Annotated in this window: 28 protein-coding genes and 1 riboswitch; of the genes, 24 read left to right on the top strand and 4 right to left on the bottom strand. The window is 39.4% G+C overall.

Annotated features, from left to right (window positions below; all coding sequences use genetic code 11):
* The first annotated feature begins 99 nt into the window (after window positions 1-99).
* Window positions 100-183, top strand: a riboswitch (cyclic di-GMP riboswitch).
* A gap of 37 nt (window positions 184-220) precedes the next feature.
* Entirely contained in the window at window positions 221-859 is a 639-nt protein-coding gene (locus tag HNQ84_RS11055; protein ID WP_435622145.1) for a hypothetical protein, read from the top strand.
* 82 nt (window positions 860-941) lie between these two features.
* On the top strand, window positions 942-1,121 hold the full coding sequence (locus HNQ84_RS11050) for an H-type small acid-soluble spore protein (protein ID WP_435622144.1): 180 nt from the start codon (window positions 942-944) through the stop codon (window positions 1,119-1,121).
* 31 nt (window positions 1,122-1,152) lie between these two features.
* On the opposite strand, the gene HNQ84_RS11045 is transcribed toward HNQ84_RS11050, so the two are convergent.
* The gene (locus tag HNQ84_RS11045) at window positions 1,153-2,034 is read right to left on the bottom strand and encodes a LysR family transcriptional regulator (protein WP_435622143.1); all 882 of its coding nucleotides are present in this window, start codon (window positions 2,032-2,034) and stop codon (window positions 1,153-1,155) included.
* 136 nt (window positions 2,035-2,170) lie between these two features.
* Between HNQ84_RS11045 and HNQ84_RS11040 the strand changes: the two genes are divergently transcribed.
* From HNQ84_RS11040 to HNQ84_RS10965, 16 genes are all read left to right on the top strand, one after another.
* A complete protein-coding gene (locus HNQ84_RS11040; protein ID WP_435622142.1) occupies window positions 2,171-3,943 on the top strand; it encodes an assimilatory sulfite reductase (NADPH) flavoprotein subunit in 1,773 nt (590 codons plus the stop codon).
* Window positions 3,944-3,951: 8 nt separating this feature from the next.
* Window positions 3,952-5,670 carry an assimilatory sulfite reductase (NADPH) hemoprotein subunit gene (gene cysI / locus HNQ84_RS11035; protein WP_435622154.1) on the top strand — a complete coding sequence of 573 codons (1,719 nt, stop codon included), beginning with the start codon at window positions 3,952-3,954 and terminating at the stop codon, window positions 5,668-5,670.
* A 214-nt stretch (window positions 5,671-5,884) separates the two neighbouring features.
* Window positions 5,885-6,451: a glycerol-3-phosphate responsive antiterminator gene (locus tag HNQ84_RS11030; protein ID WP_435622141.1), complete on the top strand. Its 567-nt coding sequence runs from the start codon at window positions 5,885-5,887 to the stop codon at window positions 6,449-6,451.
* Window positions 6,448-7,548, top strand: coding sequence for an ABC transporter ATP-binding protein (locus HNQ84_RS11025; protein WP_435622140.1), 1,101 nt, complete (start codon window positions 6,448-6,450; stop codon window positions 7,546-7,548). Before HNQ84_RS11030 ends, HNQ84_RS11025 begins: the two co-directional genes overlap by 4 nt.
* Complete coding sequence (locus HNQ84_RS11020; protein ID WP_435622139.1) at window positions 7,520-8,398, top strand: carbohydrate ABC transporter permease; 879 nt, start codon at window positions 7,520-7,522, stop codon at window positions 8,396-8,398. The genes HNQ84_RS11025 and HNQ84_RS11020 overlap by 29 nt, the downstream gene beginning before the upstream one ends.
* A complete protein-coding gene (locus HNQ84_RS11015) occupies window positions 8,395-9,207 on the top strand; it encodes a carbohydrate ABC transporter permease (RefSeq protein ID WP_435622138.1) in 813 nt (270 codons plus the stop codon). Before HNQ84_RS11020 ends, HNQ84_RS11015 begins: the two co-directional genes overlap by 4 nt.
* Window positions 9,208-9,223: 16 nt before the next feature.
* On the top strand, window positions 9,224-10,543 hold the full coding sequence (locus HNQ84_RS11010) for an ABC transporter substrate-binding protein (protein WP_435622137.1): 1,320 nt from the start codon (window positions 9,224-9,226) through the stop codon (window positions 10,541-10,543).
* Window positions 10,544-10,597: 54 nt separating this feature from the next.
* Window positions 10,598-11,314, top strand: a complete 717-nt coding sequence (locus tag HNQ84_RS11005) for a glycerophosphodiester phosphodiesterase (protein WP_032099614.1) — start codon at window positions 10,598-10,600, stop codon at window positions 11,312-11,314.
* A gap of 8 nt (window positions 11,315-11,322) precedes the next feature.
* Entirely contained in the window at window positions 11,323-11,634 is a 312-nt protein-coding gene (locus HNQ84_RS11000; protein ID WP_435622136.1) for a DMT family transporter, read from the top strand.
* Between the two features lie 23 nt (window positions 11,635-11,657).
* The gene (locus tag HNQ84_RS10995; RefSeq protein WP_004890869.1) at window positions 11,658-11,975 is read left to right on the top strand and encodes a YbjQ family protein; all 318 of its coding nucleotides are present in this window, start codon (window positions 11,658-11,660) and stop codon (window positions 11,973-11,975) included.
* 160 nt (window positions 11,976-12,135) lie between these two features.
* Window positions 12,136-12,414 (top strand): autorepressor SdpR family transcription factor, encoded by a 279-nt coding sequence (locus tag HNQ84_RS10990; protein ID WP_183248888.1) that lies wholly within the window; start codon window positions 12,136-12,138, stop codon window positions 12,412-12,414.
* On the top strand, window positions 12,411-13,037 hold the full coding sequence (locus HNQ84_RS10985; RefSeq protein ID WP_435622135.1) for an SdpI family protein: 627 nt from the start codon (window positions 12,411-12,413) through the stop codon (window positions 13,035-13,037). Before HNQ84_RS10990 ends, HNQ84_RS10985 begins: the two co-directional genes overlap by 4 nt.
* On the top strand, window positions 13,034-13,804 hold the full coding sequence (locus HNQ84_RS10980) for a YhfC family intramembrane metalloprotease (RefSeq protein ID WP_435622134.1): 771 nt from the start codon (window positions 13,034-13,036) through the stop codon (window positions 13,802-13,804). Before HNQ84_RS10985 ends, HNQ84_RS10980 begins: the two co-directional genes overlap by 4 nt.
* A gap of 190 nt (window positions 13,805-13,994) precedes the next feature.
* Entirely contained in the window at window positions 13,995-14,558 is a 564-nt protein-coding gene (locus HNQ84_RS10975; protein WP_435622133.1) for a Uma2 family endonuclease, read from the top strand.
* Window positions 14,559-14,573: 15 nt separating this feature from the next.
* Window positions 14,574-14,705, top strand: coding sequence for a hypothetical protein (locus HNQ84_RS10970; protein ID WP_435622132.1), 132 nt, complete (start codon window positions 14,574-14,576; stop codon window positions 14,703-14,705).
* 52 nt (window positions 14,706-14,757) lie between these two features.
* Complete coding sequence (locus HNQ84_RS10965; RefSeq protein WP_435622131.1) at window positions 14,758-15,960, top strand: MFS transporter; 1,203 nt, start codon at window positions 14,758-14,760, stop codon at window positions 15,958-15,960.
* 36 nt (window positions 15,961-15,996) lie between these two features.
* Here HNQ84_RS10965 and HNQ84_RS10960 read toward each other — a convergent pair whose 3' ends face one another.
* The 3 genes from HNQ84_RS10960 to HNQ84_RS10950 are packed head-to-tail and all read right to left on the bottom strand — an operon-like array spanning window position 15,997 to window position 17,612.
* Window positions 15,997-16,701 (bottom strand): pirin family protein, encoded by a 705-nt coding sequence (locus HNQ84_RS10960; RefSeq protein ID WP_435622130.1) that lies wholly within the window; start codon window positions 16,699-16,701, stop codon window positions 15,997-15,999.
* Between the two features lie 16 nt (window positions 16,702-16,717).
* Window positions 16,718-17,116 carry a DoxX family protein gene (locus HNQ84_RS10955; protein WP_032099602.1) on the bottom strand — a complete coding sequence of 133 codons (399 nt, stop codon included), beginning with the start codon at window positions 17,114-17,116 and terminating at the stop codon, window positions 16,718-16,720.
* Window positions 17,117-17,171: 55 nt separating this feature from the next.
* Entirely contained in the window at window positions 17,172-17,612 is a 441-nt protein-coding gene (locus HNQ84_RS10950) for a MarR family winged helix-turn-helix transcriptional regulator (RefSeq protein WP_032099601.1), read from the bottom strand.
* A gap of 290 nt (window positions 17,613-17,902) precedes the next feature.
* Between HNQ84_RS10950 and HNQ84_RS10945 the strand changes: the two genes are divergently transcribed.
* From HNQ84_RS10945 to HNQ84_RS10920, 6 genes are all read left to right on the top strand, one after another.
* Window positions 17,903-18,490 carry a cell wall hydrolase gene (locus tag HNQ84_RS10945; RefSeq protein ID WP_032099600.1) on the top strand — a complete coding sequence of 196 codons (588 nt, stop codon included), beginning with the start codon at window positions 17,903-17,905 and terminating at the stop codon, window positions 18,488-18,490.
* A 117-nt stretch (window positions 18,491-18,607) separates the two neighbouring features.
* Window positions 18,608-19,480: an ABC transporter ATP-binding protein gene (locus HNQ84_RS10940; protein WP_435622129.1), complete on the top strand. Its 873-nt coding sequence runs from the start codon at window positions 18,608-18,610 to the stop codon at window positions 19,478-19,480.
* Between the two features lie 11 nt (window positions 19,481-19,491).
* Complete coding sequence (locus tag HNQ84_RS10935) at window positions 19,492-20,286, top strand: ABC transporter permease (protein ID WP_435622128.1); 795 nt, start codon at window positions 19,492-19,494, stop codon at window positions 20,284-20,286.
* Between the two features lie 194 nt (window positions 20,287-20,480).
* Window positions 20,481-22,667 carry a malate synthase G gene (locus tag HNQ84_RS10930; protein WP_435622153.1) on the top strand — a complete coding sequence of 729 codons (2,187 nt, stop codon included), beginning with the start codon at window positions 20,481-20,483 and terminating at the stop codon, window positions 22,665-22,667.
* Between the two features lie 54 nt (window positions 22,668-22,721).
* Complete coding sequence (locus tag HNQ84_RS10925) at window positions 22,722-23,486, top strand: IclR family transcriptional regulator (protein WP_435622127.1); 765 nt, start codon at window positions 22,722-22,724, stop codon at window positions 23,484-23,486.
* A 66-nt stretch (window positions 23,487-23,552) separates the two neighbouring features.
* Complete coding sequence (locus tag HNQ84_RS10920) at window positions 23,553-25,613, top strand: GDYXXLXY domain-containing protein (RefSeq protein ID WP_435622126.1); 2,061 nt, start codon at window positions 23,553-23,555, stop codon at window positions 25,611-25,613.
* Window positions 25,614-25,647: the final 34 nt, after the last annotated feature.

The following is a 25,647-nucleotide window of genomic DNA, read 5'->3' as shown; positions in this document are numbered from 1 at the left end:
ACTATTTCTTTATTTGCTCTTTTGCTCCTTTATTTTCACATATGTTTATAAGAAAATAAGGACTTTCGATTCATGTGCATGAAAATAAGCGAAGTATAATAAAAGTAAAGGCACAGCTAAGGAAACTTAGCGTCGCAAAGCTATAGGGGCTAAGGGGAGAACCTATGCCAGCCAGCTGCCATTACCAGAACAACATACATATGAAATGGAGGAAAGGGTAATGTTGAAAAAAGGCTTACCGATTTTATTAGCAGGGATGCTTGTTGCTTCTCCTACTTTCGCAGCAAAGCATGACGGAAAACATGTAGAGAAGAGTCATGTTATTGTGAAAAAAGAAGAAGCGAATAAAAAACAACTGTTAGCGCAAAAGAAAAAAGAAGAAAAGAAAAAACAAGAACTAGCCAAACAGAAGAAAGAACAACAAATGTTGAAAAACAAATTAGTAGAATTAAATAAAAAACTCGGTAAGATTGAATTGCGTTTGGATGAGGTAACAGCGGCACTTGCAGCGCTTAGCATGCCAAACGAACAACTAATTCCAAATGAAAAAACAGACGAAAATGAACAAACAACAGAAGTAGTTAATGAGCAAAATAGCACTGCTGTGACGACAACTGAACAATCCACCGTTGTACAAGTGGATGAAGAAGATGAAGCGGAAAAGCAAGAAGAACTAGACAAATGGATTGGAAAACTTATTTCTACTTCTAACCAGTTAAAAGCGGTGAAAAATGAAATTCGTGCGTTAGAAAAGAAATTGGCTGCGAATGACGCCAACATACAAGCGTTAAAAGAAAAAGTGAAAATGTTAGAAGAAAAAGTACAACAAAATAAAAAGAAGTTGCTTGAATTAATATAATGGGTGCCTTTTGGCGCTCTTTTTTTGCATATTTTGATGCAAAACGTAGACGATAATCATTGTTTGAAAGGAGGAGAGCGGGATGAACATCATACGCGCACAACAAATTGCCGAGTCGTCGGATATGAAACATGTGACGTATCACGGAAAATCTGTCTATATCGAACATGTTGATACGAAAACAGAAATGGCGACGATTCGCTTTTTGGACACCCCCGAAAAACAACAGCGCGTTCCTGTTTCACAGTTAGAGGAACATTAAGTGGTGGGGATGTGACAAAGCAACTTGTTTGTCACATCCGTTTTTTTTGGAGTAAATCAATCAGTAAGTGTACAAGTTTGTTGTTTTTCATCGTTGGTGCATAAAGATAAGAAAACGTTCGGTAAAAAGGCGGATGATTTAAACAGACAATCGATAAATGACCTTGTTTTAATTCGCGCTCAATTACATGGCGTGAAAGAAAGGCTAATCCGTTTCCACGCATTAATGTTTCTTTAATTCCTTGATTACTGCTAATGATCATGAGCGATTTCACTTTTAGCCCGTTTGAGCGAATGAAATGATGAAAATATTCACGTGTGCCGGATCCTAATTCACGTGTAATCCATAGTTGATTTTGTAGATCGTTTATCGATACGGCTTGTTGGCGAACGAGCGGATGGTCATTCGAAGCAACGATAACTAGCTCATCTTGCATAAACGGGTATACCGTAAGCTCTTTTTCATTCGTTTGTCCCTCAATTAAACCGATATCCGTTTGATACGTGCGGACGAGCTCCACAATTTCTTTCGTGTTGCCGATGATGACTTCGAGATGCAAGTCTGGGTAATCGTTTTGTAAGACAAATAAAAAAGATGGGAGCACGTATTCTCCAATTGTAAAACTAGCTCCAATTTTTAATGTCCCTTTCACACAATCGTGATGTTGTAAAATGTCTTGTTTTGTTTGCTCGTACAAGGCAATCATCTTTTTCGCCCGATCGTAAAGCAATTCTCCCGTTGGTGTCATTTGTAATTTTTTCGGGGAGCGAATAAATAGTTTCGTTTGGAATTCTTTTTCTAAGTTTTTAATGTGCAAGCTTACACTCGGTTGGGATAAATGAAGAATGTCTGCTGTTTTTGTGAAATTTTTCACCTCGACTAGAGTAATAAATGTTTTTAATTCTTCGTACACGACGATCGCCCCTTAATTATTAAGAAAATAAATAGTTCTGATAATTTATATTTATTTTACTAATTTTATTTTTTGCGGTAAAGTCAAATAAAACATACTTGATTTATAGGAATAGTGGAAAAAGAGGTGAACAAAGTTGCCATTTCAAGTGACAAACAGTCCATTTAGCGAACAGCAAGTTGAACTGCTCAACCGGCTTTGGCCGACATTAACGCCAGCGCAAAAGCTTTGGCTGAGCGGCTATTTAGCTGCCACCGAGTCGGTCGGTGTAGCGGTACAACAAGAAGCCCCTGTATCGAAAGAAGTGACTGTCCTTTACGGGTCACAAACAGGAAACGCACAAAAATTGGCGGAGAAAGCAGGAGAAACACTTAAACATCGCGGGTTTCACGTCACTGTTTCCTCGATGCTTGATTGGAAGCCGAACGATTTGAAAAAAATCAATACATTGCTTATTGTCGTTAGCACTTACGGAGAAGGGGAACCGCCGGACAATGCGTTATCGTTTTACGAATTTCTTCACAGCAAGCGCGCACCGAAGCTCAATCATCTTCGTTTTTCGGTATTGGCGCTCGGCGATACGTCGTATGAGCATTTTTGCAAGACGGGAAAAGATTTTGATAAACGGTTAGAAGAGCTAGGCGGAGAGCGGTTGTACGAGCGCGTCGATTGTGACGTCGATTACGAAGAAGCGGCAGCGAAATGGCTTGAAGGGGTGCTAAACGAGCTAGATAAGCAAGGAGCGGTTTCCGTAGCATCGCCCTCTGCACAAGTAAAGCCAACTGCACTTTATTCACGAAAGCATCCGTTTCAAGCAGAAGTATTAGAAAACATCAACTTAAATGGACGCGGCTCAAATAAAGAAACGCGCCATATCGAATTATCGCTCGAAGGCTCAGGGCTTGCATTTGAACCAGGCGATGCGCTCGGTGTTTTTCCGAAAAACGACCCAGAACTTGTCGATCTCATTATTCAAGAAATGAAATGGAATCGAGACACACCGGTTTCTGTTGAAGGAAAAGAGGAACCGTTACGCGAAGCGTTGCTCTCCCATTTAGAAATTACGGTGTTAACCGAGCAACTATTGCAAGCATTTGCTTCATTTTCGCGTAATCAAACGTTTCATGCGCTTCTTTCTGCTGAACAAGAAGTGAAGCGAAAAGAATATATGAAAGGGCGCGATGTGCTCGATGTCCTTCGCGAGTTTGGCCCGTGGGAGATGACGCCAGAGCAGTTTGTGTCTTCTTTGCGGAAGCTGCAGCCACGCTTTTATTCGATCGCAAGCAGCTTATTAGCGTATCCAGAGGAAGTGCATATTACCGTTGGTGCGGTTCGTTACGAAGCGCACGGACGGTTGCGAAAAGGCGTTTGCTCGACGTTTTGTGCGGAGCGCCTGCAAATCGGCGACAAACTTCCTGTGTTCGTTCATCACAATCCGAATTTTAAACTGCCGAAAGATGCAAATACGCCAATTATTATGATTGGACCAGGTACGGGAGTTGCGCCGTTCCGCAGCTTTTTGCAAGAGCGGGAGGCGATGGGGGCGAAAGGGAAATCGTGGCTATTTTTTGGTGATCAACATTTCGTGACCGATTTCCTTTATCAAACGGAATGGCAAACGTGGTTGAAAAACGGTGTGTTAACGAAAATGGACGTCGCATTTTCGCGCGATACAAAAGAAAAAGTGTACGTCCAACACCGGATGCTCGAACAAAGGAAAGAGTTGTTCCGATGGTTAGAAGAAGGAGCAGCTGTTTACGTTTGCGGTGATAAGCAGCGTATGGCGCGCGACGTTCATCAGACGCTTATTCATATTATCGAAAAAGAAGGACAAATGAGTAGCGAACAAGCAGAAGCGTATATAGCTGAGATGCAAAAACAAAAACGGTACCAACGCGACGTATATTAGGGGGGATCATTGTGGAAAAATTTTTATTAACCGCGCCAGATGGATCGCCAAGCGACGTCGAGCGGATTAAAAAGGAAAGTAACTATTTGCGCGGCACATTGAAAGAAACGATGGAAGATCGCATTACCGCCGGCATTCCAGAAGATGATAATCGGTTAATGAAATTTCATGGCAGCTATTTGCAAGATGATCGTGATGTAAGAGCAGAGCGGCAAAAACAAAAATTAGAGCCTGCCTATCAATTTATGATTCGTGTTCGCACTCCAGGCGGTGTAGCGACACCAGAACAATGGCTTGCGATGGACGAGTTGGCGCGGACATATGCGAACGGGACATTGAAGCTTACGACACGGCAAGCGTTTCAGTTTCATGGCGTATTGAAATGGAATATGAAAAAAACGCTTCAAGCCATTAACGATGCCCTATTTACGACGTTAGCCGCATGTGGCGACGTCAACCGAAACGTTATGTGCAATCCGAATCCGTATCAGTCAGAAGTGCATGCGGAAGTGTATGAATGGGCGAAAAGGTTAAGCGATCATTTATTGCCGCAAACAAGGGCGTATTATGAAATTTGGTTGGATGAAGAAAAAGTAGCCGGTACACCAGAGGTAGAGCAAGAGCCGATTTATGGAGCATTATACTTGCCGCGGAAATTTAAAATCGGCATTGCCGTCCCACCGTCAAACGATGTCGATGTATTTTCGCAAGACCTCGGGTTTATTGCGATTGTCGAACGAGGAAAGCTCGTTGGTTTTAATGTAGCGATCGGTGGGGGGATGGGAATGACGCACGGCGACCGTACGACATATCCGCAGCTAGCGAAAGTCATCGGTTTTTGTAAGCCAGAACAAGTCATTGATGTGGCAGAAAAAGTCGTCACGATTCAGCGCGATTATGGCAATCGCTCCGTACGTAAACACGCCCGCTTTAAATATACGATCGACCGACTAGGGCTTGAAGCTGTCAAAGCAGAATTAGAGCGTCGGCTTGGTTGGGAGCTAGAAGAAGCGCGTCCGTATCATTTTGAACATAATGGCGATCGCTACGGCTGGGTTGAAGGGGTAAACGGGACGTGGCATTTTACGTTATTTGTCGAAGGTGGTCGGGTGAAAGATACGGATGATTATCCGTTAATGACAGGCTTGCGGGAAATTGCGAAAGTGCATACAGGTGACTTTCGCTTAACAGCCAATCAAAACTTAGTCATTGCGAACGTGTCAAGCGAGAAAAAAGAAGAAATTGATGCGCTTATTAAGCAATATAAATTAACAGATGGGAAACATTACAGTGCTCTTCGCCGCAATTCGCTTGCTTGTGTGGCTTTGCCAACGTGTGGATTAGCGATGGCAGAAGCTGAGAGATACTTGCCGACACTCATGGATAAAATTGAGGAAATTGTTGAGGAAAACGGGCTTCGCGATGAAGAAATCACCATTCGTATGACGGGCTGTCCGAACGGATGTGCACGCCATGTGCTTGGGGAAATTGCATTTATCGGCAAATCCGTTGGTAAATATAATATGTATCTCGGAGCAGCATTTGACGGCAGTCGCCTCGGAAAATTGTATCGGGAAAATATCGGGGAAAAAGAAATTTTATCTGAACTTCGTATGCTTCTTTCTCGCTATGCGAAAGAACGCTTCGCTGGCGAACGTTTTGGCGACTTCGTCATTCGCGCATGTATCGTAAAAGAAGTGACAGACGGAACGAACTTTTATGATTAAGAAAATCGGCTTCCTGTTTGGGAGCCGATTTTCTTAACATATAATTAACAAAATATTCAAATGAATATAATATGGTCTTAATAAAAGAAAGATAAAATCAAAATCAGAAAAGTGAATAAAAAAGGTGGAGAAAAGGAGAAACCGTAACAACAGCGTGGATGTGTCATTCTGCCGTTGTTTTCGGTTTCTTTTTGTTTACAAGGGGGAGTTTGTAATGTTTTTACAAGATCAATTTATTGCGACAATTAAGCAGCCAAAGCATATTGAGCTATTTTTACAAACGAAGTGGAGAACAGCGCTACTACAAACCGGTACAATCAGCGTCATCAAAAGGTACGTTGAGTTGTTAAAAGCTCATGATCGCTATGTATTTGTGCATATCGAAAAAATACCGGGCATCAGCTATGACAAAGAGGGATTACAGTTTCTATCAAAATTTGTTCAACCACACGGAATTGTTTCGACAAAAAGCACGTTGATTCAGTTAGCGAAAAAGGAAAAGCTATGGACAATTCAACGTTTATTTTTAGTAGATACAGACGCCGTTGAAAACGGGCTACAAGCCGTTCAACAAGTCATGCCAGATGCGCTTGAAATTATGCCTGGCATCGTACCTCATATGGTTGAGCATTTAGTGAAGCAAATAAAAATTCCGGTTATCACAGGGGGATTAATTCAAAATCGAGATCAAATGGTTGAAGCATTGCAAAAGGGAGCACAAGCTGTATCGACGGGAAATCCGTTATTATGGAAAATAGCTGAGAAAGAGGGATTACAATGATTGAATTGAGGAATGTAAGTAAGTCTTACGATGGAAAAACATTTGTTCTTCATGATATAAGTGTACAAATTCAAGAGGGGGAATTTTTTGTTCTTGTTGGTCCGTCAGGATGCGGGAAAAGTACGTTGTTACGCATGATTGCTGGTTTAGAGTACATTACCGATGGACAATTAAAAATAGCAGGGAAAGAAATGAACAATACGCCACCGAGCGAACGATATATATCCATGGTATTTCAAAACTATGCGTTATACCCACATTTAACTGTTGAAAATAATATAATGCTAGGATTATATAATGCGGAACTGTCAAAGAAAGAGAAGCGAAGACGTTGTAAGGATGTAGCTGAAATGTTAGGCTTAACGGATTATCTTCAAAAGAAACCGCGTCATCTTTCGGGAGGACAAAGACAACGAGTAGCACTTGCACGAGCTATCGTTTCTCAAAAACCGATTTGCTTAATGGATGAACCACTATCGAATTTAGATGCAAAATTGCGTACACATATGCGTTCATATATTCGGCAACTGCAACGCCAACTTGGTATGACAATCATCTATGTGACACACGACCAAGTAGAAGCAATGACGATGGCTGATCGGATGATGATATTATATGATGGACGAATTCAGCAAATTGGCGAACCGTTGTATGTATATAACAATCCGAACAATACATTTGTTGCTTCATTTATTGGTTCTCCTCCAATGAATATGGCTAAAGTACATAAGTTAAACGATTTATTTTTATTACAACAAGAATGGATTGTAAAGATTGCTCATCACGCGCAAATGGACAATAAATATGGAACGATTGGTGTTCGACCAGAACACATTAGACTTGCACATGAACACGAGCCACATGTATGGCTAACAGTTACACATGTTGAACGGCTAGGTACAGAAACACTTGTGACATTAAAACTAACAGAACAAGATGAATGGATTGCTCGGTGGCATGGGCAACATCCAATTGAAATAGGACAACAAGTACGTATTTCAATTCATGACGAGCACGTTCTCTTTTTTGATGAAGAAGGGAAAAGAATAGTGAAAGAGGGAGATAAGTATGTCACATACGATGAAACGAGCTATTGAAGGAGTTTTGTATATTTTTCCTTCTTTCCTCTTATTTTCAATTTTTGTTTTTTACCCAATGGTTCGCACAGGCTATTTAAGCTTATACATGACTGATTTCCAAGGAAACCCAAAGACATATGTTGGATTAGAACATTTTCTTTACTTGCTAGAAGATCGAAATTTTAAAGAGAGCATGAAAGCAACGTTTTTGTTCGTGTTATACACTGTTCCACCAACAGTAATCATTTCTTTCTTTTTAGCCCTTTTAGCAAATGAAAAACTAAAAGGAATACAGTTGTTTCGTACATGTTTTTCTTCGACGTTAGGAATGAGTGTAGCGGCATCTTCTGTCATTTGGATGTTTATGTACAATCCTGCTGTAGGAATAATAAACAAACTTATTGTTGCATTTGGTGGAGAGGAACGCCAATGGCTCCTCCATCCTGATACAGCTTTAATTGCGGTTTCCATTGCAACAGTTTGGATGAATATCGGCTTTTCTTTTTTAATTTTACTAGGCGGGCTTCAAAATATTGACGTCACATTATATGAAAATGCAAATGTTTTAGGACTCAGCCGCATGTATCAACTATGGCGCATTACTATTCCATTATTATCACCGACTTTATTTTTCATTGTGACTGTTTCACTTATCCATTCTTTTCAAACATTTGGGCAAATCGATATTTTAACGAAGGGCGGTCCTATGAATGCAACAACTGTACTCGTTTACTCCATTTATCGGGAAGCGTTTATCAATTATAATTTCGGGTTTGCAAGTGCTCAAGCAGTGGTATTGTTTTTGATCGTGCTAATTGTGACGTTTTTACAATTTGTGCTTGTTGAAAGGAAGGTGCATTATCAATGAACCTTCTAAAAAAAATCGTGTTGTATGCCATTCTAGTTGTTTGTGCAATCATTTTGATGTTTCCGATGATGTATGCATTTCTTATTAGCTTTCTAAGCGGTGCTGAGCTTTTACAAGGAAGGTGGTGGCCAAATGATTGGTCTCTTCGAAACTATGCAGTTGCATTTGAAAAAGTTCCGCTGGCGAGATATTTGTGGAATAGTTTTTTTGTTTCATTCGTTGTGATGATTGGACAGCTAATTGTCTCTAGTTTGGCGGCATATGCTTTTGTTTTTCTTCGTTTTCCTGGGAGAAATGTATTGTTTTTTTTAACAATTACAACGATGCTTATTCCTTGGGAGGCAACAGTCATTCCAAACTATTTAACCGTTCAAGCTTTAGGATGGACGAATAATTACTTCGGTTTAACGGTTCCGTTTTTCGCTTTGGCTTTTGGCATATTTTTGTTGCGTCAACATTTTAAAACCATTCCATTTGAGCTATACGAAGCGGCGCAAGTATCAGGCATAAAACATTTTCGTTTTTTCTGGTATATCGTTTTGCCTCTTTCAAAAACAAGTTTAACTACATTAGGAATTTATAGCTTTCTAACAACATGGAATATGTATTTATGGCCGCTCCTTGTGACGAATGATGAACGTGTACGAACGGTTCAAATTGGCTTAAAACAAATGCAAACGCAAGAAATGGCGACGGAATGGGGGGTGGTGATGGCTGCGGTAATGATTGTTATTTTACCAACGTTACTTTTATTATTTGTTGGGCAAAAGCAATTGCAAAAAGGTTTGATGCAAGGAGCAATTAAATAGTTAGGGGGAATTAATTATGAAAAAATGGATATATGCGTGTGTGTTAGCGTCAACTCTAGCAGGATGTAGCGATAGCAATGAAGAGGTAACATCACAAGTAAAAGAGGAGGAATCATCGCCAAAAACAGAAGTAATTTTTTGGCATGCGATGAGTGGGGATTTAGAAAAGGTGTTAAATGAAATTGTGAATGATTTCAATGCTTCACAAACAGAAATTGAGGTTAAACCCGTATTTCAAGGAACGTATGAAGAGGCGTTGACAAAGTTTAATGCCGTAGCTGGAACAAAAGATTCACCGACTATTATGCAAACATTTGAAATTGGGACAAAATATATGATTGAAAGCGGGAAAATTGAACCTGTTCAAACGTTAATTGATCAAGAAGGGTATGACGTATCACAATGGGAAAAAAATATTGTAAATTACTATACGGTAAATGGAAAAATTTACTCCATGCCGTTTAATTCATCGACACCTGTACTTATTTACAATAAAGATGCTTTTAAGGAAGCTGGTTTAGATCCAGAAAAACCTCCAATGACATATAGTGAATTAAAATCAGCAGCGAAAGCGTTAACGAAAGATGGGAAATATGGTTTCTCAATATTAAATTATGGTTGGTTTTTTGAACAAATGTTAGCTGTACAAGGTGGTCTTTATGTAAATGAAGACAATGGGCGAAAAGGAGAAGCAACAGCAGTCAAGTTTAATGGAGAAGAAGGATTACGTGTATTCCAACTCATTTATGATATGTATAAGGAAGGAACATTTTATAATGTTGGTCAAAACTGGGATGATATGCGTGCAGCTTTCCAATCTGGAAAAATGGCCATGTATTTAGATTCTTCAGCAGGAGTAAGGACGATTGTTGATCATGCACCGTTTGAAGTAGGAGTATCTTATTTGCCAGTTCCAGATGGTGTCGAAAGACAAGGTGTCATTATTGGCGGAGCATCATTATGGTTAATGAAAGATGTGGATGATGCAAAGAAAAAAGCAGCATGGGAATTTATGAAATACGTGACGACTCCGGAAGTACAAGCAAAATGGCATGTTTATACAGGGTATTTTGCAGTCAATCCGGCTGCTTATGATTTGCCACTTGTGAAAGAACAATGGGAAAAGTACCCACAACTTAAAGTAACAGTAAACCAACTGAAAGAAACGAAGGCCACACCAGCGACTCAAGGAGCATTAATTTCTGTTTTTCCACAAGCGCGTCAGCGTATTGTTAGCGCTATGGAAAGTTTATATCAAGGTGTTGATCCAAAACAAGCGCTTGAGCAAGCAGCTAATGAGGTCAATCACGAATTAGAAATGGCGAAAAAACGATAAATAAGAAGGGTGTCCACTAGGGCATCCTTTCATTATGAGAGGAGTAGAACAATCATGTATATTTATGCTCATCGAGGATTTAGCGGAGAATATCCCGAAAATACAATGATTGCTTTTCAACGAGCGTATGAGCTAGGGGTAGATGGTATAGAATTAGATGTCCAAATGACCAAAGATGGGGAACTAGTTGTTATTCACGATGAGTGTATAGAACGAACAACAGATGGGATAGGGTATGTAAAAGACTTTTCATTTCGTCAGCTTCGCCAATTAGATGCCGGAAGCTGGTTTCATCCTCGTTTTGCAGGAGAACGAATTCCAGCGTTAGCGGAAGTTTTGGATTGGCTATCTGATCAAAAAAGATCAATCATTTTGAATATTGAGTTAAAAAATGGTATAATTCACTATGATGGCATGGAGGAAAAATTGCTCACTTTGTTGTATTCATATCGTTCGTGGTCGCATCGTATTGTTTGCTCTTCCTTTTCTATTCGGAGCTTATATCGATTGTATCAGCTTGATCCAAATGTTGATAAAGCGATGCTAGTAGAAGGTTCTCAATGTGGTACATTGGATATGGCTCGTGTATGTCATGCAAGAGAAATTCATGGTGATTGGAACTTTTTAATTTCTCGGGAAGGAGAGAAAATCAGTAAAAAGATGGACATTTGCGTATACACTATGAATGATCCGCTTTTGCTTACTGAGTTGATTCAACGAGATGTAAAAGCGCTCATGACTGATTTTCCTAATCGTATGCTTAGGGGATGAATAAAAATATGCATTGGTTATATTTATCTGTAGCAATTATCTTCGAAGTCATCGGAACAACTTCGATGAAATGGTCGAATGGACTTACGAACATATGGGCGACAATTGTCATGTTTGTTTGTTACTTAATCAGTTTTACATCACTTGCTATGGCTTTAAAAGGAATTGATGTTTCCGTTGCATACGCCATTTGGTCAGGACTAGGTATCGTATGCATTACGTTCATCGGTTTGTTTTTGTTTCATGAAATGATAAGTGTCAAAAAGATCGTAGGAATTGCATTTGTTATTATAGGCGTCGTTTTATTAAAAATAAATTAAATTAAAGAAAGCGGTGGGTTTACATGATCGTCACAACAACAAATAGCATTGAAGGAAAACAAATTGAACAATATCTCGGTTTAGTGTCTGGGGAGGTCATTTTGGGTGCCAACGTTGTCCGCGATTTTTTAGCGAGCATTACTGATATTATTGGCGGACGAAGTGGAACATACGAAAGCAAGCTAGCTGAAGGACGGGATATGGCAGTAGAAGAAATGGTAAAAAAAGCACGCAATATGGGCGCGAATGCAGTCATTGGTGTCGATCTGGACTTTGAAACGTTGCGCGATGGAATGATGATGTGCATTGCGACAGGTACAGCCGTAAAGGTGAAAGAGTAAGGGAATTAGAGAAGAAGCTCGTGGGGCTTCTTCTTTTTTTGATATTGACTTATGTATAAAAAAAGGGATATAATGTAATTAGAAATTTATCTAAATATCTAATTTTTTGAGTGATATTTAGAAATTTGTCTAAATATCTAAAAGAAAGTTGGTGAAAAAGATGTCGTTTAACGAGGCGTTTAAAGCGATTGCTGATCCGAATCGAAGAAAAATTCTTTCTTTATTAAAAAAAGGAGATTTAACTGCAGGGGAAATTGCTGATCATTTTGATATGCAAAAGCCGAGCGTTTCCCATCATTTAAAAATATTAAAACAAGCCGACTTAGTCGAAGATCGACGGGTTGGTCAGCATATTTATTACTCATTGAACACAACCGTTTTCCAAGATTTAATGAGCTGGTTTTACGATATATTGCAAAAAGAAGGTGAAAAATCATGAAAAAATATTTGATGATTATCATTCTTATTTTGTGTAGCTATGTCTCGAGTTTATTAGCTATTCCATATTTACCAAATGAAGTGGCAATTCATTGGAACGTCGCGGGAGAACCAGATGATTTTATGAATAAATGGTGGGGGGTGCTTTTATTTCCGCTTCTTTTAACCGGCATGACTTTTTTGCTTATTTATTTGCCAAAGATCGATCCGCGAAAAGAAAATTACGAGAAATTTGAAAAAGTATATCGCATTTTTTTACATGTGCTTGTCATCTTTTTCGTGAGTCTACATGTGGTGACGCTTGCATACAATATAGGAATTTCTGTACAAGTTGACGTTGTTGTGCCACTTGGAGTTGGATTATTGTTTATTGTACTTGGCAATTATATGCCGAAAATTAAACCGAATTATTTTTTCGGCATACGCACCCCTTGGACGTTAGAAAATGAAGTAGTTTGGCAAAAAACGCACCGCGTCGGTGGAAAAGTGTTTGTCATTATGGGCGTGTTGATTACGCTCACGATATTTGTAGAAAGCGTATGGCGTTTTATTTTGCTCTTAATTATCGTTTTTAGTGGCACGATTTATATGTTTGTCCAGTCATATATATTTTCGCGTAAATGAAGGGAGAGATCAATTTGTTTGGGATGTCTATTCAATTACTTCTTTCTTTATTTGTTCCTTTAGCACTGATCATATATGGACGAAAAAAAGGCTGGCTTTCTTGGAAGGCGTTCGGTGTCGGCTTGCTTATTTTTATTTTATTTTCGCAAGTGCTTGAGAAAACCCTTCACTTTCTTGTGATTGATCCAAGCGGTACATCGTTAAAAGGAACCAATAATGTTTGGGCGTTTGTTGCTTACGGGGCGTTAGCGGCTGGAGTATTTGAAGAGATAGGAAGATATGTTGGGTTCCGTTTCATGTTAAAAAACAATCGAACGTACGGGGACGGATTATCATTTGGTCTAGGACATGGAGGAATGGAAGCAGTGCTCATTGGTGCTTTTAGCGCTGTCAATATGATGGTCATTTCTCATCTCATGCAAACAGGTCAGTTTGAGCAAGTTGCCTCCTCTCTTCCGGCTACACAAGTCGACATGATTCAATCGATGTTGAATCAGCCAGATTGGATGTATGTATTAGGTGGTATCGAGCGAATATTTGCGATCGCCATTCACGTAGCCCTCTCCCTTCTTGTTTTATACGGAGTTAGGAACGTTCAATTTCGTTATGTCGTGTATGCCATTTTAATTCATGCGTCCATTGATGTTGTCCCTGCGTTATATCAAGTGAAAGTTATTTCAAATATTTGGGTTGTAGAAAGTATCCTTGCTTTGATTGCCATTGCTTCGTTTGTTTTTATTCGACGCATGAGTGAAAAGTTTCATTAAAAAATTGCAAAAACATGTTGCATCGAAACGCGTTTCATCCCTTATGCTCGTGTCAAAAGCATAAGGGAGGGAAAACAATGGGGATCTTTTTTATTTTCATTTTATGCGCCGTTGAGTTAATGGGGGCACAGTTTGCGATAGAAGCTGCTTCAAAAGGAAAGTATAATGGAAAGTAAAAAGGAGTGATTCCGTGAACATCGCTAGCCAACGTTGGATGTCGTTGAAGGAGTATTATGAATTAAGAGAGAAAACAAACAGACGGTTGGAATATATGAATGGGGCTGTATGCATGACTCCCTCGCCTTCTACAAAGCATCAGCGAATATCTGGGCGCATGTACGTGGAACTTTTTCACTTTTTTGAAGGGACAGATTGTGAAGTGTTTCATGCGCCGTTTGATGTTGAATTACAACGCGATGATATTCAAGAACAACATATTGTCATTCCTGATTTAAGTATTATTTGTGATAAAGAAGGATTGCAAGATCAAAAATATGTTGGTGTGCCTACATGGATTATAGAAATTTTAAGTCCGTCCAACCAATCTCATGATTTAGTTTTGAAGTTAAACATTTATATGCGCTATGGCGTAAAAGAATATTGGATCGTAAATCCGATGTTAAATAGCATACAAGTATATGCGTTAAACGAAAAAGGTCAATACGACCAAACGGAAGTGATCAAGGAAAAAGGAAATGTACGTTCATTTGTTTTTCCGCAATTTTCGGTTGATGTGACAAAAATTTTTAGTTAATTGAAGTATTTACATGTGGTTGAGAAACAGGTGTATAAGATGAATACGGAAACGCGCGTAAGCTCCTTTGAATCACAAGGTGAAAAAGCGTCTCATCAATATGATGGGGCGCTTTTTATTGAGCGAGCAAAAAAATTGAAAGATTGACAAAAGGTATTATAATGTAAATATTCCATTTGTTTTATAGGGAGAGAGGACAATGCAAACAAGTATTGAACAACGTACAAATATGCAAACAGTCGTTTATCCGATTTTAATTGCCATTAGTATTGGTCATTTATTGAATGACGCGATGCAAGCTGTTGTCCCAGCGTTGTTTCCAATTTTAGAATCGTCCATGCACTTATCTTATACACAAATCGGTTGGATTGCATTTGCGTTGAACATGACCTCGTCTATTTTACAGCCGGTTGTTGGATTGTTTTCTGATCGTTATCCATCGCCGAGTTTTTTGCCGCTCGGTATGGGAGCGAGCATGTTAGGAATGATTGGATTGGCGTTTGCGCCTAATTTTTTCTTTGTTTTATTGTCGGTTTTATTCATTGGATTAGGGTCAGCAGTATTCCATCCGGAAGGTTCGCGTGTTGTTTATTTGGCTGCTCGAGCGAGAAGAGGATTTGCTCAATCGATTTACCAACTTGGCGGAAATACAGGCAACGCCCTTGCTCCCCTATTTACAGCACTGATTTTTGTTCCATTTGGTCAAAAAGGAGCAGGTTGGTTTGTCATTGTTGCAGCCATTGGAATGTCCGTTTTATTTTGGGTATCGAAATGGTATGCTGTTCAATTGTATCAGGTGAAAGAGCGACGTGAACAAACGATAGAAGAAAAGGGGAGTGTAGACAAACGGATAATATTTGCACTCATTCTTTTAGTTCTTTTAGTGTTTGCGCGTTCGTGGTACTATGCGGGAATTTCAAATTATTATCAATTTTATTTGACGAAATATTATCATATTTCGATTCGTGAAGCGCAGCTTTATTTATTTGTTTTTATGATTGCAGGGGCGATCGGTACTGTTTTTGGCGGTCCGCTTGCCGACCGATTTGGGAGACGAAATTTAATTTTTGCATCCACGCTTGGTACGGCACCGTTTGCACTCATTTTGCCATATGTGCCACTTCATTTTGTTTTGCCAATTGTTTTTGTCACAGGCTTTATTTTATCGTCTAGTTTTGCTACTTTTGTTGTTTATGCACAAGAATTGCTTCCAGGAAATGTGGGGATGGCTTCTGGATTAATTGTTGGTCTTGCATTTGGCATGGGGGCGCTTGGAGCGGTTGCACTTGGCAAAATCGCAGATGTGTATACGTTAAAAACGCTTATGGTGATGTGTAGTTTTCTTCCTTTGTTTGGCGTGTTGACATTTTGGTTGCCGAAAGATGTACGTGTTTCTCAGTAAAATTCAGCTTGCCCGTTTTCATGGGCAAGCTGACCACTACGGTAAGTCGATGAGCATAAAACGGCTGTCTATGTTCGCTGTTATGTGTAATTGTGTGATATCTGTTATACGAGCGGCATCACGACGTTGTAAAATCGTTTCATCATTTAACACAAGTTCTCCTTCAATCACAAACACATATATTCGACGGCCTTCTTGTTGATGGAATGTTATGTGCTCGTTGTTTTCTAAATCCGATAAATACATCGTTATATCTTGATGAATGTAAGCAACTTGATCACCTGCCTGCTTTTTCGAAACAATGGGCAATAAGCGATTTTTCATTTTTTCAATATCATATGAAACTTGTTCGTATGATGGGGTAAGACCGTACGTTTCAGGTAAAAACCAAAGCTGTAGAAGGTTGACTTCGTCCGTAGTAGACGGATTCATTTCTGAATGTACAATGCCTGTTCCGGCTGTCATTCGTTGTACTTCACCAAATGAGATGATGCGATGATTACCAAGATTATCGCGATGTTCGAGCTGGCCTTTTAAGACGACTGTAACAATCTCCATTTCTTGATGAGGATGAGCGCCAAAACCACGTTGTGGCGCGATGATATCATCGTTAAATACGCGCAATGGGCCAAAGTGCATATTTTTCCGATCAAAATATTCGGCAAATGAAAAGCTAAAATAACTTTGTAACCAACCGTGGTTCGATTCAAATCGCTCATGTGCACGATATATGTGAATCATTGAAAAATCTCCTTTCTTATTTCATGAGTGTATCAAGTGAATAGTCGCCTGCACCGATAAGCGCAACGCCAATCACAACGACAATTAAAATAAAATTGTACTCGAAGCCATTTTGTGTTACCCAAAATCCATTTGGCGCATGTACTTTTACAATGGCTACAACCATTGTCATAGCGATCAACAAAGCTGCAAATGGTGTGAACAGTCCGAGAGCAAACAATAGCCCGCCAACGAACTCTGCTAAACCAGCAACTAGAGCCATTGTCACTCCAGGTTTTAATCCAATCGATTCGAGCCATCCACCTGTTCCTTTTAAACCATATCCTCCGAACCATCCAAACAATTTTTGGGCTCCATGACCGACAAAAGTCAAGCCGACAGCTAGACGAATAAGTAAAATACCAATGTGCATCATGATCATTTCTCCTTTCATATATCTTGATTTCAAGATAAAGGTGTGCGATAGGCCTTTAAAAAGGCGTTAATGAAAGACCTATCTTTTTAAGCAAGTGGATCGCCATTTCCTTCTCGTCTGTAGATAGCGCTTGGAAAATATCCGCCATTTTTTGCGCATGTTGCGGGAAAATGTGATCCATTAATGCTTTTCCTTCTTCGGTGATGACAGCGTACGTAATGCGCCGATCCTTTTCACAACGTTGTCGGACGATATATCCTTTTTCTTCGAGTTTGTCGATGACATATGTCATGCTTCCACTAGTGAGTAAAATTTTATCACCGATTTGTTGAATCGGCTGCGCTCCTTTATGATACAACAAATCGAGAACGCCAAACTCTGTTGGATTCAGTCCGTAACGTTGAATGTCATGTTTTACATGCTCGGATACAGCTTTATGTGCCCTAGAAAGGACAACGAATAGTTTTAACGATAATGTTTGTTCGTTTTGGCTCATATGCATCAACCTTTATCTTGATTTCAAGATAATTATAAACTTACGAAAAGTAAGTTGTCAATACGGATTATTTTATTTTGGGGGTGTGATTTTGAAAAAATGTTATATACGATGAAAATGGTTGCAGAAATATAAAACACAATACTAATTTTATATAGATGAATAAATTTCCATATGCCTTTTCGAGCGTTGAGCGCCATATGATCTAAAGTTTTTACATAAATTAGATAATGATAGATTGTTAAATCCCTGCTAGTCTTATAAGCGAGCAACGGACTAGGAGGGATAACATGAGGAAATTGCTGGCACTTGCTTCTGTTATTGTAGCAGCTTTTTGTCTTGCAACAACCGAAGTGGAGGCGCAAACGACGGTTCATCATGTGAGGCCGGGGGAAACGTTTTGGACGATTGCGAAAAGTTACAATGTTTCATTGCTAGAACTTCAACGAATCAATCAAAAACAATCAGACGTTTTGTTCGTTGGCGAAACGTTGCGTATCCCACAGCCGATTTCTCAAGCTGATAAAGACTTATTAGCTCGTCTCGTTCATGCGGAAGCAAAAGGAGAGCCATTCGCAGGAAAAGTAGCTGTTGCAACGGTCGTCTTGAACCGTGTTGATCATCCGAATTTTCCAAATACGATTCGCCAAGTCATTTATGAGCGTTCAGGAGGATATTATGCGTTTACTCCTGTACAAAATGGAGAGATTAACAAACCAGCAGACCGAGAAGCATACCGAGCGGTTGAAGAAGCCATCGCTTTTCGCGGTTTAGGAAGCGGCTCATTGTATTTTTACAATCCAAAAACGGCGAAAAGCGAATGGATCCGTTCGCGACAAGTAACAGTTGTTATTGGAAACCATGTATTTGCGAAATAATCCCTCTACATGTGTAGGGGGATTATTTTTGTTTTACATTGAGTAATTAGTCAAAATTCTATATTATGGAATTGACTTGTTAGTTAAGAAACGAGTAATGCCGAGGGAGGCGAAATAATGGGTATTGTTCATGTGAACGAGTTAACGAAAATGTATAAAAACCATCGCGGAATTGAACGTGTCACATTTTCGATTGAAGAAGGAGAAATTTTTGGGTTTATCGGGCCGAATGGGGCAGGAAAAAGCACAACGATTCGCACATTACTAAACTTCATTTATCCAACGAGCGGTAGTGCCACGATTTTTGGGAAAGATATTGTGAAAGATGCAAAAGAAATTCGGAGACATGTCGGTTATTTACCTTCTGAAGTGCACTATTATGATGATATGAAAGTCATTGATTTACTGATGTATTCTGCAGCATTTTACAACGTATCGGATCGACGATTGAAACAGTTAGCTGAGCGTCTTGATTTAGATGTGCATAAAAAAATTGAAGATTTATCATTTGGTAATCGAAAAAAAGTAGGTATCGTTCAGGCGCTTTTACACGAGCCAAAATTGCTAATTTTAGATGAACCAACAGGTGGATTAGATCCGCTCATGCAGCATACATTTTTTGAACTACTTTTGGAAGAACGTAAAAAAGGTGTAACGATTTTCTTCTCCTCACACATTCTTTCAGAAGTACAAAAGCTTTGCGATCGTGTAGCGATTATTAAGGAAGGGAAATTAATTCAAGTGGAAACGGTCGAGCATTTAACGAAAAACCATTTGAAACATGTGACGGTCGTATTCGAAGAAGGACAACACGTCGAGTTTGATTTAGCAGGTGTTGTAAACAAAGAAGTTAACGGCAATGAGATGACGATGCTATATAAAGGAGATATGAACGAACTTATTGCCCAGTTGCACAACTTGCGCATCAAAGATGTGTCAATTAGTGAACCGTCTCTTGAAGATGTGTTTATGCACTATTACGAAAAGTGAGGGGATAGACGATGTTTAAACGGGAATGGAAACGAAACGCAAAATCTTTAATGATTTGGAGTGCGGTGCTTGGTGGTCTTGTTCTTTTAACATTAAGTATTTTCCCGCAGTTTGCAGAGCAACAAAAAGAAGTCACAAAACTTCTTCAATCGTTGCCGCCAGCGATGGTTAAAGCATTCGGAATGGATCAATTAAGCATTGGTGATTTAACAGGGTATTACGGTGTTCGTGTATATACAATGACGACGCTACTTGGTAGTGTTTATGCAGCTATATTAGCTGCAAATATCGTTGCGAAAGAAGAGAACGATAAAACGATTGAATTTTTGCTTGCTAAGCCAGTGACGAGAAGTGAGATTTTAACAAATAAATGGCTTGTTGTGACGGTGAATATTCTTATTTTAAATGTGGTTTCTCTTCTTGTTAGTTTTGTTGGTTTTCAAATGGCTAAAGGATATGATGTGTCGTTAAAAGCTGTTTATTTACTAACAATGGCAACTGTATTTCTTCATTTTACGTTTGCGGCTGTGGCATTTTTGTTGTCAACAATGATGCGTAAAACGAGAAATGCATCATCATTTGCGCTTGGGCTTGTATTCGTCACTTATTTTATGAGCATGATGTCAAGCATTTCTGACGATTTATCGTTTTTAAAATATGTTAGTCCGTTTAAATATGTCGATGCAGCACCGATTATTAACGAGCTTCAAATCGATCCGTTATACATGGTCTTGATGATTGTGATCATTAGTGTCAGCATTGTTTCAGCATATGCCATTTACCGGAAGAAAGATATTGTCGTATAGGGTGTTTTTTACAGTACGAAGCGTTTTAAATATTGTAAAATGCAAAGTTGGTTAATTTTAAAGCAGGGGTGCACTCTGCTTTTTTAATTGTCAGAAAATAATTGAAAACATGTGACTCATTATGGTATCATTTTTTTAGAAATTTATGAAACAATGTTTTGTAATACGCAACAAAAAAGGGAAGGGGAACAATGATGGGAGAATATGTACAAGTTGGACGTTTGCAAGTCGCTAAGTTGTTTTATGAGTTTATTGTTGAGGAAGTATTACCAAATAGCCAAGTGGATCCAAGGAAGTTTTGGGGCGATTTTGAACAGCTTATCGTCGAATTAACGCCGAAAAATAAAGCGTTGCTTGCGAAGCGCGATGAATTACAAGAAAAGATCAATGAATGGCATAAACAGCATCGCTCACAGTTTGATTTTGAACAATATAAATCATTTTTACGAGAAATCGGTTATTTAGAGCCAGAAGTCGAGGATTTTGAAATTACAACAGAACATGTCGATGATGAAATTGCTAAACAAGCGGGTCCGCAACTCGTTGTTCCGATTACAAATGCGCGCTATGCACTGAATGCAGCTAACGCTCGTTGGGGAAGTTTGTATGATGCTTTATATGGCACGGATGTTATTAGTGAAGAAGATGGTGCAGAGCGCGGAAAAGGATATAATCCGGTGCGCGGTGAGAAAGTCATCGCTTACGTTCGCTCATTTTTAGATGAAACGGTGCCGCTTCGTGGGTATTCGCATAAAGATGCTGTTCAATATGCGGTTGTAGATGGCGTATTAACTGTCACGGTAAAAGATGGGCAAACGACGACGTTGCAAGATGAAGCAAAATTTGTCGGGTATCAAGGTTCACCTGAGCAACCGTCTGCCATTTTGTTAAAAAATAATGGTCTACATATTGAAGTACAAGTGGATCGCAACCATCCGATCGGGCAGACTGATCCAGCAGGGATAAAGGACGTTTATTTAGAAGCAGCGTTAACAACGATTATGGATTGTGAAGATTCTGTTGCCGCAGTAGATGTGGAAGATAAAGTGCTTGTATATCGCAATTTGCTCGGTTTAGTTCGAGGAGATTTAACGGCGAGCTTCGCGAAAGGAAATAAAACGGTTACACGCGAGCTAAATCCAGATCGTGTATATACAACGCCAAGCGGCGAAACGCTCAACTTACCAGGACGCTCACTTATGTTTGTACGCAACGTCGGACATTTAATGACAAACAATACAATTTTGCTTGAAAACGGAGAAGAAGTGTATGAAGGCATTTTAGATGCGGTTGTGACAACTTTAATTATGAAACATTCGCTTCTTGGTAATGGAAAATATGTAAATTCAAGAAAAGGTTCCATTTACATCGTGAAGCCAAAAATGCATGGTTCCGAAGAAGTGGCGTTTGCCAATGAATTGTTTGACCGTGTGGAAGATATGCTCGGTCTTGAGCGCAACACGATTAAAATTGGTGTAATGGATGAAGAACGGCGTACGACGCTTAATTTAAAAAATTGCATTTATCAAGTAAGAGATCGAATCGTTTTCATTAATACAGGCTTTTTAGATCGTACGGGTGATGAAATTCATACATCAATGGAAGCAGGCCCGATGATTCGGAAAAATGAAATGAAATCGTCGACATGGTTGCAAAGCTATGAAAAATCAAACGTGGCGATTGGGTTAGCAGCTGGTTTCCAAGGGCGTGCTCAAATCGGTAAAGGAATGTGGGCAATGCCAGATATGATGGCAGAGATGGTGAAGCAAAAAATCGCCCATCTTCAAGCGGGAGCAAATACAGCGTGGGTACCGTCACCGACTGCAGCGACGCTACATGCGCTTCATTACCATCAAGTAGATGTATTTGCGGTACAAGACGAATTGAAAAAAGATGTAAAGAACTATCGTGATGATATTTTACAAATTCCTGTCGCTATCAATCCGCAATGGACGCCAGAAGAGATTCAACAAGAGTTAGATAATAATGCACAAGGTATTCTTGGTTATGTCGTTCGTTGGATTGATCAAGGGATCGGATGTTCTAAGGTACCTGATATTCATAACGTTGGCCTCATGGAAGACCGAGCAACGTTGCGTATTTCAAGTCAACATATTGCGAACTGGTTGCATCATGGTATTTGTACGAAAGAACAAGTGCTTGAAACGTTGAAGCGAATGGCAAAAATTGTGGATGAGCAAAATGCAGATGATCCAGCATATCGACCAATGTCGACTGATTATGATAACTCAGTTGCTTTCCAAGCAGCATGCGATCTTGTTTTTAAAGGCTATGAGCAGCCAAATGGCTATACGGAGCCGATTTTACATCGTCGTCGTCTAGAAGCGAAGGCAAAGTATGCACATGTGAAACAATCATAACGTGAGGGCATTCGCATAGAATGCCCTTATTACGTGCTAGGAGTGGGAAACAGCATGGAAAAAGATTCGTTTGTGAAATCCGTCAGCAGAGCATTGAAAATCATGGATATTTTAAGTAACGAACGTCACGGTATGGGCGTAACGGAAGTCGCGAAACAAATAGGGATTCATAAAAGCTCTGCTTATCGTTTATTGGCGACACTTGTTGAGCATGGATATGTTGAACAAGATGAAGAAACGGAGCGTTATAAGCTCGGTTATAAGTTTCTAGAAATGAGCTCGAAGTTGCTAGAATCGATTGATTTGCGAAAAGAAGCAAAACCGTATTTACGTGAGCTGGAACAAATAACGAATGAAGTGGTGCATCTTGTCGTGTACGATCAAGGGGAAGTCATTTATATTGAAAAATTGGATGGGAACGAAACATTGCGCATGCATTCGAAAGTCGGAAAGCGAGCTCCGATGCATTGTACGGCTGTTGGTAAAGCAATTTTAGCGCACTTACCAAAGCATGTCGTTATGGACATTTTAGAAAGAAAAGGATTGCCGCCACATACGGACTATACGATTACAGATCAACATATGTTTTTTCATGAGTTAGAGCGCGTTCGCGAGCTCGGTTATGCGCTCGATTTAGAGGAAAACGAGTACGGCATCCGTTGCATAGCGGTGCCCATTTTTGATCATACAAAACAAGTTGTTGCAGCGGTCAGCGTTTCTGGCCCGACGATTCGGATGACAGACGAACGGCTGGAACAACTTCATGTACAAATGAAAAAAATCGGCAAGCAAATTTCAGAACGGCTTGGATGTCGATGAATGATGTATACGTCTGGCCTCTAGTCATAGTATAATGTTAAAAAGGATGTTTAAGGAGGCCACTTTATGGCACAACGTGTTGTGAAAACAACATATTTGTTAGGACTTTTGTTTTTTGTTGCCGCGCTCGTTTATTTTTTCGCTTCAAATTGGCCTGAACTTGGACGATTAACGAAAGTTAGTATTGGTGCTGGGTTTATGGTATTGTTTTACGCGATGAGCGCAACGGTTTTTCGTCAACATTTTTTAAGTAAATGGTTGTTTATTTTTGGAGCGATTACGTTCGGGATTTGTGTTGCATTAATTGGGCAAGTGTATAATTCACACGCCGATAGTTTTTTATTGTTTTTTATTTGGTTCATTCCTACTGCCATTTTGGCATGGTTTACTCGCTATCGATTTCTTTCGATATTTAGCTTCGGGTTGTTGCAGCTTACATTTTGGTTTTACTACTTCCCGTCTTCTTATCAAATTGAACGAGGAGAATGGACATCGTTTTTTCTTTTGCTGCTTTTTGCCGTAGTTAACGGAATCATTTCGTTTCTTGGGCGCCCATCGATTGTTTCTAATTTAGCTTACATAGCCATGCACGGTTGGTTATTCGTTATATTTGTACAAGGAATTTCCACTGATCAGTTTCATTTTTGGTCATACGCATATGCTGTTATTCTTGTTGTGTTTTTAATGTATGTAAAAAAACAACCGTATTTTATATGTACTGTGTTGTTCACAGGTATGTTTTGGATCGTGCAATATTTTCGCTTTGTTGAGCGGCATTTTGGTGGTAATTGGTATATATTTGGGCTTGTATTAGCTGCTATCATCGTTTATATAGGCATTTATGTACTTCGCTGGATGAAAAGGCGAAGCAACGGAAAAGTAGAAAAATTTTTCCTTGTTGCTTTTCAAATCATTGTCACAGGGGTTGCTTCCGTCATTGCGATTGGAAGTATTATGCAGTTACTATCATTTTGGTTTGATGTATTTTCCCCTTATTGGTTGTTCAGTATATCTATTTTCTTATTTGTTGCTTCGGGATTGTTGTGGAAGAGATGGAATGATGTTGTTCGCTATACGTTGCTTGCAATTGGATATATGCTCGGTGCGTTTAGTGTAACAAATGTTTCCTTTATCGTGATCAGTATATATGTCGCTGTATTATTTATTGTTACGTGGCGTATGCCAGCAGGTGTGCGAACGATGACGAATATCGCTGTTTCGCTTTATGCTGCTATGATGATGCTTGATGAATGGAGCGACGTTCGTTTCACGTTATTTACCATATTTGTTTTTTACGGAGTGATTTATTGGGTTACAAAACATATGTATGAGCGACTTCTGTTCCTCGTTTTTTCATTCACTACCCTTCTTTTATTGACGAGTGCTGATTTAGTTGTGGTAGATTGGGCGTATGTTGGATGGAATATACTGTTTCTTAGCTTTGTTGCGTTTGTTCTCTTTTTCCGTACAAATGAAAAAGAACAATCAATTGCTTGGTTATATACTTTTTTGTTTTTAGCATTAAAGTATTATGAATGGGTATGGGATTTATTGCACAAATCCATAACATTGGCGATTGTTGGAATATGTTTGTTTATCGTTGCTTTGGTCGTACAAAAAAGAAAATCCGTTTCATTATCTTCCTATGGACAAAAATGGTTACCGCTTCTCGTCGTCATCATGCTACAAGTCGTTTTTATCACTTATGTGACGTTCGATAAAGAACAACATATTCGATATGGTCAACAAATTAAGTTGCAACTAGAACCAATTGACCCACGTTCACTCATTCAAGGGGATTATGTACGTCTCCAATACGAAATTTCAACAATCGAGGGGATGAATGAGTGGGGAAAAGCACAAGTCATTTTACGGAAAGACGAAACTGGAGTTCATCGATTAGTTGGCATTTATTCGCTAAATGGGAAAAAACGAAATTCGGATGTGCATCAAGAAGGGGATGTCTTAGTAAACGGAAATATATACGGAAATACAATCATTTATGGAATTGAAACGTATTTTGTCCCTGAAAAAACAGGAGGAGATATGCAACAAAGTGCTCGTTTTGCGTATGTACGTGTGAGTAAAACAGGAGATGCGTTGTTAGAAAAAGTGTCTGAACAGTAAGCATAAAAAACCACCACCGTCTTGTATTGGGACG

This window comes from Anoxybacillus eryuanensis (genome assembly GCF_051200995.1).
Classification (GTDB): Bacteria; Bacillota; Bacilli; order Bacillales; family Anoxybacillaceae; genus Anoxybacillus; species Anoxybacillus tengchongensis.
The sequence above is the reverse complement of the archived record's forward strand: the minus strand, read 5'-3'. Positions and strand labels throughout refer to the sequence as shown.

What these genes read in the sequence shown, in the direction of transcription:
- HNQ84_RS11055 (WP_435622145.1), top strand. Translation starts at nt 221, where the DNA reads ATGTTGAAAAAAGGCTTACCGATTTTATTAGCAGGGATGCTTGTTGCT.
- HNQ84_RS11050 (WP_435622144.1), top strand. Translation starts at nt 942, where the DNA reads ATGAACATCATACGCGCACAACAAATTGCCGAGTCGTCGGATATGAAA.
- HNQ84_RS11030 (WP_435622141.1), top strand. Translation starts at nt 5,885, where the DNA reads ATGTTTTTACAAGATCAATTTATTGCGACAATTAAGCAGCCAAAGCAT.
- HNQ84_RS11025 (WP_435622140.1), top strand. Translation starts at nt 6,448, where the DNA reads ATGATTGAATTGAGGAATGTAAGTAAGTCTTACGATGGAAAAACATTT.
- HNQ84_RS11020 (WP_435622139.1), top strand. Translation starts at nt 7,520, where the DNA reads ATGTCACATACGATGAAACGAGCTATTGAAGGAGTTTTGTATATTTTT.
- HNQ84_RS11015 (WP_435622138.1), top strand. Translation starts at nt 8,395, where the DNA reads ATGAACCTTCTAAAAAAAATCGTGTTGTATGCCATTCTAGTTGTTTGT.
- HNQ84_RS11010 (WP_435622137.1), top strand. Translation starts at nt 9,224, where the DNA reads ATGAAAAAATGGATATATGCGTGTGTGTTAGCGTCAACTCTAGCAGGA.
- HNQ84_RS11005 (WP_032099614.1), top strand. Translation starts at nt 10,598, where the DNA reads ATGTATATTTATGCTCATCGAGGATTTAGCGGAGAATATCCCGAAAAT.
- HNQ84_RS11000 (WP_435622136.1), top strand. Translation starts at nt 11,323, where the DNA reads ATGCATTGGTTATATTTATCTGTAGCAATTATCTTCGAAGTCATCGGA.
- HNQ84_RS10995 (WP_004890869.1), top strand. Translation starts at nt 11,658, where the DNA reads ATGATCGTCACAACAACAAATAGCATTGAAGGAAAACAAATTGAACAA.
- HNQ84_RS10990 (WP_183248888.1), top strand. Translation starts at nt 12,136, where the DNA reads ATGTCGTTTAACGAGGCGTTTAAAGCGATTGCTGATCCGAATCGAAGA.
- HNQ84_RS10985 (WP_435622135.1), top strand. Translation starts at nt 12,411, where the DNA reads ATGAAAAAATATTTGATGATTATCATTCTTATTTTGTGTAGCTATGTC.
- HNQ84_RS10980 (WP_435622134.1), top strand. Translation starts at nt 13,034, where the DNA reads ATGAAGGGAGAGATCAATTTGTTTGGGATGTCTATTCAATTACTTCTT.
- HNQ84_RS10965 (WP_435622131.1), top strand. Translation starts at nt 14,758, where the DNA reads ATGCAAACAAGTATTGAACAACGTACAAATATGCAAACAGTCGTTTAT.
- HNQ84_RS10960 (WP_435622130.1), bottom strand. Translation starts at nt 16,701, where the DNA reads ATGATTCACATATATCGTGCACATGAGCGATTTGAATCGAACCACGGT.
- HNQ84_RS10955 (WP_032099602.1), bottom strand. Translation starts at nt 17,116, where the DNA reads ATGATGCACATTGGTATTTTACTTATTCGTCTAGCTGTCGGCTTGACT.
- HNQ84_RS10950 (WP_032099601.1), bottom strand. Translation starts at nt 17,612, where the DNA reads ATGAGCCAAAACGAACAAACATTATCGTTAAAACTATTCGTTGTCCTT.
- HNQ84_RS10945 (WP_032099600.1), top strand. Translation starts at nt 17,903, where the DNA reads ATGAGGAAATTGCTGGCACTTGCTTCTGTTATTGTAGCAGCTTTTTGT.
- HNQ84_RS10940 (WP_435622129.1), top strand. Translation starts at nt 18,608, where the DNA reads ATGGGTATTGTTCATGTGAACGAGTTAACGAAAATGTATAAAAACCAT.
- HNQ84_RS10935 (WP_435622128.1), top strand. Translation starts at nt 19,492, where the DNA reads ATGTTTAAACGGGAATGGAAACGAAACGCAAAATCTTTAATGATTTGG.
- HNQ84_RS10930 (WP_435622153.1), top strand. Translation starts at nt 20,481, where the DNA reads ATGGGAGAATATGTACAAGTTGGACGTTTGCAAGTCGCTAAGTTGTTT.
- HNQ84_RS10925 (WP_435622127.1), top strand. Translation starts at nt 22,722, where the DNA reads ATGGAAAAAGATTCGTTTGTGAAATCCGTCAGCAGAGCATTGAAAATC.
- HNQ84_RS10920 (WP_435622126.1), top strand. Translation starts at nt 23,553, where the DNA reads ATGGCACAACGTGTTGTGAAAACAACATATTTGTTAGGACTTTTGTTT.